This window comes from Psychrobacter sp. CX18 (assembly GCF_057396215.1).
The window spans coordinates 410,680-427,272 of record NZ_JBXYJH010000003.1 but is presented as its reverse complement, the minus strand read 5'-3'; the positions used below and the strand labels follow the sequence as shown (position 1 = coordinate 427,272).

The following is a 16,593-nucleotide window of genomic DNA, read 5'->3' as shown; positions in this document are numbered from 1 at the left end:
TGACTTTAAATTATGTATGCTATTTGGCTGAATAAAAACGCTATAAGTCTTTATAATAAAAGGATATAAGTTGAGGTTATTTTAAGCATGTTTGGTGGGTGACATTGCCAAGGTCGGGGTTTCTAAAGAAGCCTCACTTCATAGTGAGGCTTTTTTTTGTCTTTAAAATCAGGTTATTGTTCTTATTAATAACAAAAACTATCTTGTTACTTGTATAGCACAGCTTATAAGATTAAAAATCTGTTTTTTTAGCTGGTGCCCAAATTGTGCCTGCTCATCAAATGACCTTAAAGTATTAACAACCCTCAGTCACCAACTGAGCTTCACTCTATCAGTGAAGCCCAAGGTTAAGAAAGCTGTATCATAACGCTCGATGATATTGAATTAACTGACTACCCAGATTGTCTTGGTCTGACAATATTGATCAAGCGCCTCGAGTCCTTTATCTCGACCGCCAAAGCCAGACTGTTTGTAGCCGCCAAAGGGGGTTGTCATATCGCCTTCAGAGAATCCATTAATAGACACAGTTCCTGCACGAATTTGACCCGCCACTCGCAGCGCTTGTTTTAAGTCTTGGGTGTAGAAAGATGCCGCTAATCCATAGTCGCTGTCATTGGCTAACTTGACCGCTTCTTCTTCTGTTTCAAAGGTGGTAATGGCTAGCAGAGGGCCAAACACTTCTTCTTGGAAGATAGACATCTGCGGCTCCACGCTATCAAAAATAGTAGGTTCAATATACCAGCCGCTGCCCATGTCCTCATGAATGTCGCCGCCGACAACGATTTTTGCGCCTTCGTCTACAGTCTTATTAAGGTAACCGGCGACTTTTTCAAAGTGTGCTTTTTCAACCATAGGACCAATTGCAACGTCCTCTTCTCGAGGATCGCCCAGTTTCCAAGCTTTCAAGCCTTCTTGCAATTGTTCAATAACTTGCTGCTTTAGGCTACTATGTACCAGTAAACGAGAGCCACAGCTACAGTTTTCACTCATATTCCAAAAAGCGGCGTTTAAAATATTATCTACAGCTTCTGCGTCAATCAGCGCATTTTCAAAAATAATTTGCGGGCTCTTGCCGCCACACTCTAAGACCACTTCTTTGAGATTGCTTTGCGCCGAGTAGGTTAGGAATAATCTGCCAACTTCGGTTGAACCGGTGAAGGAAACCATATCAACATCCATATGCTGGCCAATGGCTGCTCCCACAGTTTCGCCGCGTCCACAGATCATTTGTAGCGCTGATTTAGGTATACCTGCTTCATAAGCAAGCTCGATCATTCGATAGGCTGATAAAGAGGTTAATTCAGCAGGCTTTACGATAACGCTATTACCCATAATTAGGGCCGGCGCAACTTTCCACGCAAACATCTGTGCGGGGAAGTTCCATGGCAATACCACAGCGACAACCCCAATGGGCTCTTTGACAATCCAAGACAAGGCGTCACTGCCGGTCGGCGCAACTTTTCCAAAGACTTTATCAATCGCTTCTGCATACCAATCAAAGGTTTCAATCGTCGCAGGTAGATCAGTATTCAGACACTCTGTAATAGGTTTGCCTGCATCGATACAGTCTAAGGCCGCAAGCTCCTCGATATTTTCTTCCATTAACCTGGCCCACTTTTGCATCAATTGCTTGCGCTGGCTAGGGGACATCGTTCGCCACTCACCTTGGTTAAACTGCTCCCGTGCTGAGGCAACTGCGATATCTACATCAGCGGCGGTCGCATCGGCAATCTTACCAATCACACTGTTGTCAATCGGGGTGGTGTTCTCTACAGTTTGAGTAGAAGACTGCCCTTCAATAAGATTCCCTGCATATAGCTTTTTTTCTTCAGCAAGTTGAAAGACCTGCTCTTTAGTGAGAGGCTGATTTGTCGTTGAGCTCTTTTTAATTGACATGGGTTACTCCATTATTTATTAAGTTTCAGGTAGATGGCAGAAATGTATTTTAAAAACCTGCGATAACTATTTTGTTTACTAAAGTTTGTTTGCAAAAGTTACGCCAAAAGGTCTCGAATAATAGTACGATTAACTTAGTATAACGGCTATTTGGCAGGCGTCTTGCAATAACTGTTAAAATTTTTTTATTCTTTTATTAACTTTTCATATGGTTATACTGCATATTACTCGTCGATGTGATGACGTATTCTAGTCGGTAATATAAAGGTTTAGAAACCCAATCAAAGCGAGAATGTTATGACGTTGCAAATTGAACAATTAAGTCCAAATATTGGTGCGCTCATCAAAGGATTTGATTTTAGCCAACCAATGACAGATGACATCAAACAGCGTATTACTGATGCCTTATTACAGCATCAAGTCATTTTCTTCAAAGATCAACCGATTACACCTACACAGCAGGTAGCGTTCGCCAAACAATTCGGCACCTTGCATATTCATCCTATTTTTCCGCATGCTGAAGACGCACGTGAAATCGTCGTGCTAGATAATCATCAGCTAGATTTGACGGATAATTCGATTTGGCATACCGATGTTACCTTTATTGAAAAGCCGCCACTGGGTAGCATTTTGGCTGCCAAAAAAGTACCTGCCATTGGGGGAGATACCGTATGGTCGAGTGGCTATGCGGCATGGGAGGCTTTATCTCCAGCGTATCAGCGCCTGTTAGAAGGACTGACCGCGACACATGAGTTTGTTAACTCTTTCCCGCTTGAAAGATTTGGTAATACGCCAGACGCCTATAAAAAATGGATTCAGGTACAGTTAGATAACCCGCCAGTGGTTCACCCTGTGGTCAGAACGCATCCCGTTACTGGTAAGAAGCTGATATTTGTCAATGAAGGTTTTACGAGCAAGATCAATGAGGTGTCACCAGCAGAGAGCAAATCCATCTTAAATTTCCTATATCAGCATATCAATAAACCTGAGTTTACGGTACGCTGGCACTGGCAAAATAATGACATCGCCTTTTGGGACAACCGAGCAACGCAGCATTATGCGGTAGGCGACTATACTCGATCAAGTCACCGGATTATGCATAGAGCTACTATTAATGGGGATAGGCCGATTTAAAGAGAGTTTCAACCAAACTCTTTGTTCATTTTATTGTGCTTAAAATAAAGGTACTATGCGTCGTTAATTTACCCGTTCTAGATGCTTTATAAGTTCCATGACTTAATCTTTTGACTTATTTGGCAACTTGAAATGGCGACTTATAATGGAAGATTAACACAGGCGCTAATGAGTTTATACATACTTAACCCTACTAGTAGCCCTATCAAAAGCCTCACAACTTTTATAAAGTCGTGAGGCTTTTATGTTTTATATTTTTGTTTTATGGCGGATTTATAATTTATTTATTATTATCAAGTTAAAACAGATAGTAACATCATTATTTGTATGAACAGTAGGTTATAAGGGGTGTAGATAGCATATAGTAAGATAGTATACAGCGGTTATACCTCATATGAGAACGATTATTATTTACATTGATTTTTTTATAGTTTATCATTAGCAAAATAAATGGATAATGACCTAAAGATAATTATCTAGAAATGATATGTTATAATATAACAATATATCGTATTAAACAATATCATATTAGATAATTTCAATAGGTATATGTCAGTCACGTCAAAAGCAACTGAGTTCACTTTTTTTATAAGATTAATAGACAGCCATGACACCTGAAAACCAAAATAGAAAATCCTTATCCCTTGTTACGATAGCTACTTTTATTGCTGTTGTGGCTTTGCATGGTGGTGTGGCGACAGCATTAGCACATATGGAAGCACGAGAGATTAAGCTACCTGAAAAAAAAGAGACGCCACCAATAGAGATTGAGCTCATCAAGCCTATTGAAGAAGAACCACCAGAGCTTGTGGATATAAAAGATAGTGAGCCAACGGCCGAGAGTAAAGCTAACTCCAAAACAAATGGAAACACTAAACCTAAACCGAAGCCTAAACCGAAGCCTAAACCGAAGCCTAAACCAGAGCCTAAACCAGAGCCTAAACCAGAGCCTAAACCAGAGCCTAAACCAAAGCCTAAACCAAAGCCTAAACCAAAGCCTAAACCAAAGCCTAAACCAAAGCCTAAACCAAAGCCTATACAAGAGCATGTGCCTAAAGAGTTACCAAAATCAAATCCAGAAGTAGATCAGGTAAAAGATAAAGTAGAAGATGTAGAAGATAAAGTAGATCGAACAGGGAATGATGGAGGCGGAAGTGGAGGCGGAGGTGGAAACGGACCTGGAAATGGACCTGGAAATGGACTTGGAAACGGACCTGGAAATGGACTTGGAAATGGACTTGGAAATGGACTTGGAAACGGACCCGGAAACGGACCCGGAAATGGACCCGGAAATGGACCCGGAAATGGACCCGGAGATGGACCCGGAGATGGACCCGGAAACGATCCAGGTCCACAGAAATTTGATGCGAGCGATGCCAAATGGAAATCCAAGCCCAAACTGAAGTTTCCTCCAAGGGTAACAAACTCTTTGGAACCTGGAAGATACACCGTCTTAATTAAGATTACAGTTGATAAACAAGGCAATGTAACTAAAGCTGAACCAGTCCGTTCTTCTGATGTAAGAAAGCTCGATAGGAGCGCTTTACAGGCGGTAAAAAAAGCTAAACTAATTCCCTTTATGAAGGGCGGTGTACCCGTAGTAGGTATTGTAACCGTACCAATAAATTACGATGTAGAATAAATCTCAGATTTAAACCGAATATTGGCATATAAAATCAAGCCAACTCAAAATTTTTCTCTAAGGATTCAGTATGGAATTTGCAAGTTATTGGCAATATACCGATATGGTCACCAAGTGTCTGTTTTTTATATTGATAACCTTATCGGTTATGTCTTGGATAACGGGCATTTTGCGTATCTATCATAGTATTATGCTCAAGCGTCAAGTCGCCACTGATCTCTCACAAGCGGTTCGTACTCAGTCGCAATCTATGTCTGTGTTAACCAGTGCTGAGCGTAAAACCGTTACCGAACAGATACTATTACAACACATCGGTCGCTATCGTTTTAAGGGCGAAAAAGGCCTGTCGCTATTAGGTACCACTGCAAGCGTTGCTCCATTTTTGGGCTTATTTGGTACGGTTTGGGGTATCTTTCATGCCCTACATAGCATCGGTGAGTCTGGGCAAGCAGGTCTTAGTCAAGTGGCGGGTCCGGTGGGCGAATCCCTGATTATGACAGGTCTTGGATTGGCAGTGGCGATACCTGCCGTCGTGTTTTATAACATTGCGGTTCGTCTAAACCGTCGTACGCTGTTTATCGCCAACGACATGGCTTATAGCTTATTAGGTGAGACTGCGAAAGCTGAGCGCAAGGAGCAGACAGCGGTAGTAAATAATAGTACTGCTAAGCCAATGTCTCAACCGAAAGACAGTGGATATTCATCAAGCGACGCGTCGCCACATGCACCTTCCTCTAGTGCGCAGTCCTCCAATGCGCAGTCGTCTAATGCGCACTAATGGGTTTGATTGACTGTCTTAACTAATTGGTTTAATTGATTGTTTTAAAAGTGTCTTAATGTCATTGCTAAAACCCTTTGATTGAGAGTTGACGTTAAAGGGATTGAAACACTAAAAGAAACAAAGCGATAGGAATACAACATGGCCTTTCAATTAGGTGAAGATGATATGCAAGGTATGAGTGAAATGAACCTCATCCCTTTGATTGATATTATGCTGGTATTGATGATAATTTTCATGGTGACTGCCACGGTATTAAACCCTTCTGTCCCATTAGATCTGCCCAAAACCAGTGCCACTGTGCAACAGCAACCGCCCCAAGTCATTCAAGTCAGTGTCGATAAAGATTCTGGCGTATATTGGGATGATGAGCCTATCACATTAGATGAACTGGAAAAACGGATGCAGGCTCAGTCGAAACTAGAGCAGCAACCCACCATTCGACTACGTGCCGATAGAAATGCCCGTTATGAAACGGTTGCTGATATCTTGGCAATCGCCAGTAATGCCAAACTTAGTAAAATTGCTTTTGTCAGTGAGTAGGGGGATATAAGGGCTTGTGCTAAATGTAATAAGCTCAACAGAGATGCTGTTATAAAGAGCTAAGCTTATGACTATTGACGCCAATACACTTTAACGACTACATTTGAATGGTCTAAATCAAAGCGCTTTCGCAACATAGGTCTCAACTTTTTGACCGTACTTGCCTCTAAAGCCCCCCATATTTTATCAATTTTTAGCGGATTATAAGCCAAATAGTCCTCTAAAAATCCGTCTATAATCAATGCTAAAGCCTCACCATTAAAAGCATCACCTGTTATCAGGGGCAATATGGATATGTCAGCATCAATATTAGTATTTAAGTGAGCATCTTCAAAATACGCTTGGTCTGATTCGTCGTGGGTAAGGCATAAGATCAGTGGCGGTATTGGATTACGCCATGTTTCAATTAATCTGGCGACAGTCGGCATTGAGGTTTCATCGGCAATGAGTAACGCCTGCCCTTCAGTAAGATGCCCAGTCTTCTCAGGGAATTCACGTTTACTTTTTATAATATCATTTGGTTGCAATGCCTTTGCCCAGTGACTCCCTGACGTATCACCGTGATCATAAACATCTACCCAAGCTTCAATAGTATCATTGGTATTGCCTGATTCTGTGGTCACTGGAAACGCTTTACGCAGAGTATAGTAGCAATGTTGCCGCTTAGGAGGAATGAGGGGTTGTGGAGTGGTTAAGTCAAATAGATAAGCATAACCTGCTTCGTGAGATAATAAACTTTGAGTATCCTCATAAGTTTGTTTGCCGTTAGCAGTAGGTGTTAGCACCAGTCGTAGTATATTCTTACTCACCCGATAGCTGTCTTTGACTTTAAAGTATTGTTCAACCAGTTGAATGGTTTTTTTACCAATTTTTTTATCAGCGTGTTGTTTTAAGAGCACATACTGCATTTGCAGTTCTTCAATAGTGCTAATAGGATGCTTAAAGGCAATATAGTATGTTTTATTTGAAAGGCTACCTTCAAGGGCTGAGCAATCATCTAAAGGCTTGGCGCTGACTAATTCATCTGCTTTAGGATGCAACTCTATCCTCATACCTTCAGCATAAATATCCGTAAGCTTTGCATCAATATTCTTCAATTCATCAAAGGATACGTTTTTAAACACCTTTAAAAAGTTCTGGATTTCATCCAAATAATCTTCATTGATATAAGCAATTATCGATTCTATTTCAGGGTGCAAAAATGGGGTCATCACTTTGGGTAAAACAGAATTGGATAGTGCCGTTTGTGATGCTCTAGATTTAGGTGAAGACTCTGACATAGTTAATCTCGTAAATAGTTACTAGTAAAACAGGTGTGTGAGTGACAATCATGCGTTAAAAGACGCTTTATACCTTTTCTATAAAACAAGAAATAAGCTATCTTTATCGGGATTATTAATCCTAGTTTTCTTATCGTTTGATTGGCTGCGCTAATTGCCTTTCTCGATTGGTTAATGTCTAGATTTGGTTTTATAAGTGAATATTTATACGATAATGATAATCGTTCTTATTAAAAAATACTAGATAATAATTCTATAGACGAACAGTGCTTCACTATTTAACGCTCTACTTCAATAGATTACCCATACTTTATAGCTAGTTGATCCTGTTTTTAGCTGCTTTTAGCCTATATAAGATAGCTTCGTATCAACAACCTATTGATTAATTAAGATATATTGATTGAAAGTGCTATTGATATTGATTATCATTACAATAATTAAAATAGATGGTATCAATACATGATTGACAATCAGTTACAAGTAAATCAGCTCAGTGTCGTGAGACAGGGTAATTTACTATTACAAGACATCAAATTTGACATTCCTACTCAGCAGTTGGTTGCTTTGGTCGGGCACAATGGCTCTGGTAAATCTACCCTTATCAAGGCGTTAGCAGGTGAGATGAAGCAAACTCATGGTACCATTACTTTAAACAATCAGCCGCTTGAGCAATACAGTAGTAAAGAGTTGGCAAAGCAATTAGCTTATTTGCCTCAACAGTTACCCGATGCCGCTAGTTTTACCGTTAGCGAGCTTGTGATGTTGGGTCGTTATCCACATCAAAAGTGGTTACAAAAAGCTTCCGATGAAGACCATCAAAAGGTCAGAAATGCTATGGAGCTTACCCAAATTGAGGGGTTTGCAGACAGAGTTGTGGCGTCTTTATCAGGCGGAGAGCGAGCCCGAGCTTGGTTGGCCATGTGCTTAGCGCAAGATACGAATTACTTATTGCTAGATGAGCCATTAGCGGCACTGGATGTACATTATCAGATTGAAGTCGTTAGTTTAATCCGTCAGCTTGTGACGCAACAAGGTCTTGGGGTCATAATGATCGTGCACGATATTAATCTTGCGGCACAATATGCCGATCGTATTATTGCCTTGAAAGGGGGTCGTATATGCCATGATGGATCTGTCCATAGCACTATGAAACCAGAGGTTTTAAAAGATATATTTAATGTTGATATGCAGTTGCTCACACACCCTGTCAATGGTCAGCCCGTTGCGGTGGTGTAGTATGAAAGAACACCCTAGTACAATTTTTAGACTACCCTCTAACAAGTCCTTAGCAAAATTTAATGACTCTCAGAATATTTTGAGCCGTTTTAGCTTAACTTTCATAGCTAGATCACCAAAGTCGATGTTATCGGTACTCATATCATTAACGGTGCTGATATCTGGCTGTGATAGTCAACACGCATCAACCGAACAGGCAGGCTCTCCAAATGAGGAGATAAATGTGGTTTCTCCAGATTGGGGAAACGCCGCTACCTTAACAGCGATGGGGCATCCGCCTATTGCCACTGGGGATATGAGAGTTTGGGATCAATGGGTAGGCAAACCTGAGCTACCAAATTCAGTGACAGATCTAGGTATTCGATATCAGCCTAATGCAGAGCTCGTGACCCAGCTACCAGTAGATATGGTGATAGACAATTTCTTCTATCAACATGCCCGTAATCTATATGGAGATGTGCCTGCTGAATCTGTTCTATTCGCTACGAAAGAGGCAACTTCTAAATGGGAAGATTATGTTAAGCCGACGCAGAGATTAGGACAGCTTATTCATCAGTCAAATGATGCCAATGCGTATATCGCTGAAAGTCGCATTGAAATTGAAAAAGCGGGTCGGCGTTTACACCAGCACTATCCAAATGTCACAAAGTTTTCGGTCGTTCAGTTTGTCGATACTAATAATATGCGAATGTACTCTTATAACAGCTTATTTAATACAGTATTTTCGATGATGAATTACGACCTTATTGCGCTCGATGAAGGCAACTCGTGGGGCTTTACGCCGATTCAATTAGGTGATCTTGCCAAGCTTGATGACGACGTGTGTCTACTGGTTATTGAGCCCTTAAGCCCAATCACCGAAGCCCAGTTACAGCATAGTTTGGTCTGGCAACGGCTCGGCTATGGAAGTCGTCGCTGCATGGCGAAGCTACCACCAATATGGATCTATGGAGGTATGTCATCCCTCACTGCTTTGGCAGATAACTTAGCCTCTACCAATCTCGCAGGAGGCATTGCCAAATGAGTGTATCACGCTCTCCAAAAGACTCAGATCATTCGAACTCAGACCATTCGAACTCAGACCATTCAGACAACATTCACTCAAGCACTGATACGACTCATTCAAACACAGTGCACTCAACGACTACAAGTTTAAGTCAGTCAAAGGCAAGCCCATCAATCGCAGAGTTGTCATGGCGAATGTTTGCCTTGTTATTGCTATTAGCTTTGGGTATTAGTCTCAGTGGCTGGTCTCTAATAAGTAGCTCTTGGACACAGCCCCTTGCCGATCTATTCACGCCAAGTTATCAGCTAAGTGTCGGCGATATGGCCGTTCAACTGCGTCTTATTGCCACCAGTGTCGTGGCAATACTGGCAGGAGGTCTATTAGGCGTGGCAAGCATTCTACTGCAACAGCTTGTCAAAAACCCATTAGCCTCAGATACCACCTTAGCCATCGGCACCGGCGCTCAACTTGCGCTATTAATGACCACATTGTTTGTACCAAGCTTAGCGATATATGGCGGGGTATGGGTGGCAGTAATAGGGGCATTGGCCAGTTTGGGATTGGTGTTCTTACTATCAGCGCCTAGCCGATTTAATCCTTTGATTATCGTGCTAGCAGGTTTGGTCGTCAATATTTTATTGGCCGCCATAGCTGGGGTAATGGTGTTGTTCTTTACCGAACGAAGTGTGGGTATCTTATCTTGGGCAGCAGGGTTTTTAAGCCAAATTAGCTGGCAGACTAGCATTACTCTTGCCCTGACAGCAGCGGTATTAGCTGTTGTGAGTATTCCCTTACTCAAACCCTTGACCTTAATGAGCTTAGATGATGCTCAAGCTAAGCGCTTAGGGGTCCCCCTTAACGCCATTCGTCTTGGTGTTGTCGGGTTAGTGGCAGTGGTCACGGCGCTGGTAATTAGTGAAGTAGGACTGATAGGCTTTATTGGTTTAGGTGCAGCAACATTGGTCAATGCACTTGGCGTGGTCCGAATTGGGCATCGATTACTGGCTTCTTTTGTCTTTGGAGGACTACTGCTTTGGCTGACCAGCAATGTCGCATTGCTTCTTGAGCCTATACTTGGCATGCCGATCCCAGCGGGTTCAATCACAGGAATATTAGGCGCGCCACTTATTATTTGGCTAGTGTTACGTCAACGTCGTCAAGGTATCGAGACTATTTCCCCTATGGTGACAAGCCAGCGAAAACCGATCCATTGGTGGCGATGGGGCGGTGTTGTGACACTCGTCATGCTAGGGGCATGTCTGGTTGTTAAGGATATACATGGTTTTGGTGTCAGTACGGATTGGGCATTGACTCAACACTATCGTCTACCTCGTACTTTAAGTGCTGCAGCGACCGGTATGATGTTAGCCATAGCTGGGGTGATTTTGCAGACACTGACTCGTAACCCGATGGCGAGTCCAGAAGTATTAGGTATCAGCTCTGGGGCAGCATTGGGGGTCATCGTCGGCTTTTTATTACTGCCGATGCTTGGGTTGGAAGCTGGAGCATTGATGCTAATAGGCTCAGGGCTGGCAGGTGCCTTGGCTGTATTACTATTGATTATATGGCTTGCTCAAAAGGTGACCCCTGCTTACTTGCTCTTGGTGGGTATTGGTATTGCGGCAATGATGGAAGGCATTATGGCATTGGTTAAATTATCAGGTGATCCGAGGCTCACGGCCATGCTGAGCTGGTTATCTGGTACAACCTATAGTGCCCGTCCTGAAACCACCGTCTACTTAATAGGGATAGCAACCGTATTGGTGGCGCTAAGTATGTTAATGATTGCACCATTAAGAGTACTAGGTTTGGGTCGCCCGGTGGCACGTAGTTTAGGCGTTGCGGTCAATTTTCAAAGTCTTATGTTATTGGTCTTGGTGGCTTGTCTTAGTACGGCGAGTACCCTAGCTGTAGGCCCATTAAGCTTTATTGGATTAATGGTGCCTCACCTTGCGACATCACTCGGTGCAGTACAGCTCGAAAAACAACTGCCATTATCCGCCATACTGGGCGCTGGTGTTATGGTAATAGCAGATTGGATAGGGCGATATGTGATTTTCCCTTATGAATTACCGGCAGGCTCAGTGGCGGCCATTATTGGTGGCGTCTATTTTTTATGGTTAATACGGCAAAACTCACTCAGTGCTTTGGATACGCCCTAAAAATAGACGTCATACTATTGGTAACAATTGAAACAGTTAAGAAAAAAATGAGTAAACACTTTACTCAAACTATATAAATGATTATCATTATCGTTTATTATATTCATAAGTTATCAATTAAAAAGAATGAATGCTCCATAAATTTGATTTATCAAACAGTAGTTTTATGGGGCTTTTTAATGAATTGTATTTATCACGAAAGCTATATGTAACAAGTGATATGTAGATTAGCGCTCTATAGAAAGCCTTCTACAAGCATTTATTAAGACCCAGCGTTAATTACCCATCCTTTAACCGTCAATAAGGGACCACTTATGACATTATCTCGAAATCTTACTCTTTCCGTTCTGACACTATGCATTAGCCAACAGCTTTACGCACAACAGACTCAAAATCAATCTCAAAACCAAAGCACAGTGTCAGCTGATACAGAGATGCCGGTGGCCAACTTTGAAGCCATAAATGTGGTAGCAAACGCTAAAACGGGCACTGTATTGGCGCAAAAAATCAGTGAAATGCCAGCCGTCACCCAAGTTATCCATACAGAAGATATTCAAGCACAAGCGATAGGTAACCGTACTACTGGAGATATTTTAGCGCAGCTTATTCCAAGTCTTGGGACCAGTAGTGGCTCTACCAGTAACTACGGTACAACCATGCGTGGTCGCCCTGTACAGTATCTTATAAATGGTGTGCCGTTAACGGGATCACGCAGTCTCTCAAGAGAGCTTAATAGTATAGATCCCAGTCAATTAGAGCGAGTAGAAGTGCTGTCTGGTGCTACCAGTATATATGGTGCAGGGGCGGCGGGAGGATTGATCAATTTGGTGACCAAATCAAACCAAGGCTATGGGTTTTCAGGTCAATCCAGGGTCGGCATCAGTGGTAGTCGTGATTTCGATTCAGACTCTCTAGGATATCATGTTGGCCAAAGCCTCGGCTACGGTGGTGACAAGGTATATGGCAACTTAGATGTAGATTTTGAAAGTAAAGGCGGTAAGTTTGACAGTCATGGTGATAGAGTTAGCCCCGATATTTACCAGACCGACCAACAAGATACGGACTCAATCAGTGTCAATGCCAATCTAGGGGTAGACTTAACAGATACGCAAACCTTGAGTCTGGCTGCCACCTATTACGACGATGAACAAGATACCGATTATGGTTTTGACTATGGTGATGGCCTATCCGTTTTATTGAAAGGCACACCACCTTCTTTAAAGGCTATTAAGGGGGCTAAAATAGACAAACAGCCCGAAACGAAAAAGACCACCGTCAACTTAAACTACAATAACAGTGATGTGATGGGGTCTAATTTAAGTATTACGGGTTATTATCGGGATGAAAAAGGACGTTTTTACCCTTCCGGTAAGTCAGCTGCCCCTATTGCGGAAGAAGAGCTAATGGCTATTGGATTTCCTAAAGAAAATGCCAAGAAGCTATCTGGCTATGCTGTATTAGTGGCTCAGTCTGAGGCGGATATCGAGGTAGCAGGACTGCGTGCCGCAATGCAAACCAATACGGATATAGGCGGTAAAGATACTTTATTTAGCTATGGTGTCGACTTTGAGCGTGAGAAAAGCGAACAGTACTATTATGGTCAAGACTTAGATACCTTTATTGCGAGTAGTGGCTTGGTCTCAAATCCAAATGGCATTAGCTACAATGCTGGTCCAAAAACCACCACGGATAAACTCGGTGCCTTTGTTAACGCGGATGTTGATTTGACCGATAAGTGGCAAGCCAGTGCAGGTGTTCGCTATCAAAAGCTTGAAGCGGAGACGGACACCTTTGTTCCAATCTATGAACAAGTGTTAGAAGAGTACTTTGCCAATCCAGCGGTTAGTAAATATACAGGAGGCTATACCTATAAAGCGGGTGAGGTGAAAGCCGGCGATACGGACCATGATAAGACTTTATTTAATCTAGGGACCAGCTATCAGTTAACCCCGAATGACCTGATATTTGCCAATTTCTCGCAAGGGTTTACCACCGCTGATATCCAGCGAGCACTGCGTGATGTTCGCAAAGGCTTTGTGGTCAACTCTGACAATGTTCAGCCCATCGCTATTGATAACTATGAGCTTGGTTGGCAAGGCAACCATGGCAACACCAATGCTAAATTAACAGGCTTTTATAACGAGTCTGATAAAACGGTACGCTTTACTAAAGACTATTTGGTAGAGGTGGTTGATACCGATGAGCGGGTCTACGGTGCAGAAGCGTCATTAAGTCACCAACTAAATGATCACTGGCAAGTAGGGGGTACCGCCGCCTATACCAGAGGACAGTATAAAGTCGATGGCGACTGGATTGAGCTAGATGCTGTACGTGTCACCCCGTTAAAAGGCACGGCTTTTGTACAGTATAACTTTGATGACGGTAGCAATATGCGTCTACAAGCATTGGCCATTGATGGAACAGACAAAGCACACAAAGAGCAAACTGCGATAGATCCTAAAGCGAACGCTCAGCCAGTAACGGGTTATGCGACTCTAGACCTACTGGGTCAAGTAAAGCTGGCAAAAGGTAGAGTAGATTATGGTATTTATAATTTACTTAATAAAGACTATAAGACTGTATACCATCAAACGACTTATGATGCCGGTAACCGACTTCCTGCATCAGGTTTGAACTATGGTATTAGTTATACCATTGATTATTAGGTTGAGTTAGGCAGTCTTAACACCCACGCAAAACACAGATGTTAAATTTAAAAGTTGATAATAGTTATCATTATCATTATACTAACTGGGTAATTAAGGCTTGCTCTTTGTATCTTTAATTACACTCCAACAGCAGTCAAGACAACTGACTGTTTATACAAAAAATAATAACAACAATAATTGCGTTTCAGTGTTATCTCCAACCCGACTATCGCTATCATGGGCGATAGTCGGTTTTTTTATGTCTGTTAAAAAGGTATAAAATTATCAGTTATAATACAAATACCGACAATATCAATCCCCCAAATTTCGAACCATCCTAAGCAAAATAACAAAACCCAATCCCAAACCCAAATCTAATAAAAAGAGAGCCCACTGATGATCACGGTTTCAGAGTTAAAAGCCGCCATTACCGAGCGTATTCATGCGTATAACCAGACAGACTTACCGCTAAGCCGTCGCGCCACACAGTCCAGAGATTTGCTGGCCAGTCAACATCATATACTGGCCAAAGACATTACGTCAGACTTTGATATCCCACGGCAAAACATATCCGCGATGGATGGCTATGCGATAGCCACCGGTAGTGTGTTGGACAAAGACACCTCAATTGAGATTATCGGTGAGTCGCAAGCGGGCAGTCCTTATACGGGTAAGCTTGAGGCAGGGCAGGGCGTGCGTATTTTCACTGGCGCCGTCGTGCCCAGCGACTGTGATACCGTGGTGATGCAAGAGAATACCAACTTTGCTGATATCAAACACTCCCTTGATAAGTCGCAGCCCTATGCGATTACCCTGACCAGCACCGCAGCGCGCGACAACAATATCCGCAAGCAAGGGGAGGAGATTCAGCAGGGCGAAGTGGTATTGCATTCAGGCAAGCGCATTAATCCTGCCGACATCAGCTTACTGGCAAACTTAGGCGTGGCAGAAGTTGAGGTCTACAAGCCTCTGATAGTCGGACTTATCGCGACAGGTGATGAGTTGGTTAGTGTCGGCGAGCCTCTGCAAACTTCAGCGCAAATTTATAACTCCAACACCCCAACCCTTAAAAGCATGCTCGCCCAGTTGCCAGTTGAGATTCGCGACTACGGCATTATCCCTGACCAGCTTGAGCAGACCCGCAATGCCGTATTGACGGCCATGACCGAGTGTGATGTGGTGCTCTCTACCGCAGGCGTCTCGGTCGGCGATTATGACTTCTTAACGACGGTTATTGAAGAGCTTGGGCAGATTAATCATTACAAAGTTGCGATGAAGCCGGGTAAGCCATTCGTGTTTGGCGAGCTGTCAAAAGACATGCCCGTGCCGACTTTATATTTTGGTCTACCGGGCAATCCGTTATCGACCGTGGTGGGCACGCTACAGTTTATTATTCCGGCGTTATGGCGCCTGTCGGGGATCAATACGGCTGACATGCCATTGACGATATCTCTGCAGGCCACCTTGGCTGAGGACCTAAAGAAAACACCGGGGCGCATGGATTTTCAGCGTGGCATTTTGCAACAACAGCCTGATGGCAGTTATATCGTCACCCCCGCCGGCAAGCAGGATTCGCACCGTATTAAGCAACTGAGCTATGCCAACTGTCTGATTGTATTGCCTCAAGAGTCAGGCAGCCTGCCTGCCGGTGAGGTGGTGAGCGTACAGCCCTTTTCGTGGCAGTGTTCGCCCTAGGATTAACGGCTGACAGGGTTTTTCATATTGTCAGGTTTCACTTTTTGTCGGTTACAAAGTCATCTGTTGCTATGTCAGTATTATAAGGAGCATCTCGCGCTTTTCGCTACTATCTGCTTATCGATACGGCGCAGTGGCTAAGAGGTGGCGGGTCGCTTACTTCGTGCGCCCCGCCACATCAAGCCACTACAGGCCGTCTCGCTAAGCAGTATATCCGCTGCAATCACGGCTAAACCGCTCTTTTAATAAAGCCTCTCTGAAGTGTGCCAATCTTCAGCTCGCTGAGACTACCTCTGTGGGCTTATATATCAGGGGGCTTATATAATAGTGGCTCATAAACATAAAATAGGGGCGCTATAAAACACAAGTATGGGATCATGGCAAAAACCGATAACACTATCAAAAAAACCTTAACCCTGTTCCGTAGGTCACATAGCGTCATATACTGTCATACAATGGACCAATAACGTAAGTACCTGTTAACGTCAACGCTTGAAATCACATAACCTGTTATAATATCCCTTACACTCATGACACACATATTTCATTCATAACCTGAGGCAACGCTTAGAG

Annotated in this window: 11 protein-coding genes; 9 read left to right on the top strand and 2 right to left on the bottom strand. The window is 43.0% G+C overall.

The window, feature by feature from the left end:
• Positions 1-384 precede the first annotated feature (384 nt).
• Positions 385-1,896 (bottom strand): aldehyde dehydrogenase, encoded by a 1,512-nt coding sequence (locus AC2SLT_RS03865; protein ID WP_486546301.1) that lies wholly within the window; start codon positions 1,894-1,896, stop codon positions 385-387.
• Positions 1,897-2,193: 297 nt separating this feature from the next.
• Here AC2SLT_RS03865 and tauD point away from each other — a divergent pair, with 297 nt between their 5' ends.
• The 4 genes from tauD (at position 2,194) to AC2SLT_RS03845 (ending at position 5,993) form a co-directional block, all read left to right on the top strand.
• Complete coding sequence (gene tauD, locus AC2SLT_RS03860) at positions 2,194-3,030, top strand: taurine dioxygenase (protein WP_486546299.1); 837 nt, start codon at positions 2,194-2,196, stop codon at positions 3,028-3,030.
• Between the two features lie 607 nt (positions 3,031-3,637).
• Positions 3,638-4,672 carry an energy transducer TonB gene (locus AC2SLT_RS03855; RefSeq protein WP_486546297.1) on the top strand — a complete coding sequence of 345 codons (1,035 nt, stop codon included), beginning with the start codon at positions 3,638-3,640 and terminating at the stop codon, positions 4,670-4,672.
• A 70-nt stretch (positions 4,673-4,742) separates the two neighbouring features.
• Positions 4,743-5,450: a MotA/TolQ/ExbB proton channel family protein gene (locus AC2SLT_RS03850; RefSeq protein ID WP_486546295.1), complete on the top strand. Its 708-nt coding sequence runs from the start codon at positions 4,743-4,745 to the stop codon at positions 5,448-5,450.
• A 141-nt stretch (positions 5,451-5,591) separates the two neighbouring features.
• Positions 5,592-5,993 carry an ExbD/TolR family protein gene (locus AC2SLT_RS03845; RefSeq protein WP_486546293.1) on the top strand — a complete coding sequence of 134 codons (402 nt, stop codon included), beginning with the start codon at positions 5,592-5,594 and terminating at the stop codon, positions 5,991-5,993.
• A gap of 71 nt (positions 5,994-6,064) precedes the next feature.
• On the opposite strand, the gene AC2SLT_RS03840 is transcribed toward AC2SLT_RS03845, so the two are convergent.
• Positions 6,065-7,273: an SIP domain-containing protein gene (locus AC2SLT_RS03840; protein WP_486546292.1), complete on the bottom strand. Its 1,209-nt coding sequence runs from the start codon at positions 7,271-7,273 to the stop codon at positions 6,065-6,067.
• 459 nt (positions 7,274-7,732) lie between these two features.
• On the opposite strand from AC2SLT_RS03840, the gene AC2SLT_RS03835 reads away from it, so the two are divergent.
• From AC2SLT_RS03835 to AC2SLT_RS03815, 5 genes are all read left to right on the top strand, one after another.
• Entirely contained in the window at positions 7,733-8,509 is a 777-nt protein-coding gene (locus AC2SLT_RS03835) for an ABC transporter ATP-binding protein (protein ID WP_486546290.1), read from the top strand.
• Between the two features lies 1 nt (position 8,510).
• Entirely contained in the window at positions 8,511-9,533 is a 1,023-nt protein-coding gene (locus AC2SLT_RS03830; RefSeq protein ID WP_486546288.1) for an ABC transporter substrate-binding protein, read from the top strand.
• Positions 9,530-11,677: a Fe(3+)-hydroxamate ABC transporter permease FhuB gene (fhuB, locus tag AC2SLT_RS03825; protein ID WP_486546286.1), complete on the top strand. Its 2,148-nt coding sequence runs from the start codon at positions 9,530-9,532 to the stop codon at positions 11,675-11,677. The genes AC2SLT_RS03830 and fhuB overlap by 4 nt, the downstream gene beginning before the upstream one ends.
• Positions 11,678-11,991: 314 nt before the next feature.
• The gene (locus tag AC2SLT_RS03820; protein ID WP_486546284.1) at positions 11,992-14,343 is read left to right on the top strand and encodes a TonB-dependent receptor; all 2,352 of its coding nucleotides are present in this window, start codon (positions 11,992-11,994) and stop codon (positions 14,341-14,343) included.
• Between the two features lie 378 nt (positions 14,344-14,721).
• Complete coding sequence (locus tag AC2SLT_RS03815; RefSeq protein ID WP_486546282.1) at positions 14,722-16,020, top strand: molybdopterin molybdotransferase MoeA; 1,299 nt, start codon at positions 14,722-14,724, stop codon at positions 16,018-16,020.
• The last annotated feature ends 573 nt before the right edge of the window (positions 16,021-16,593 follow it).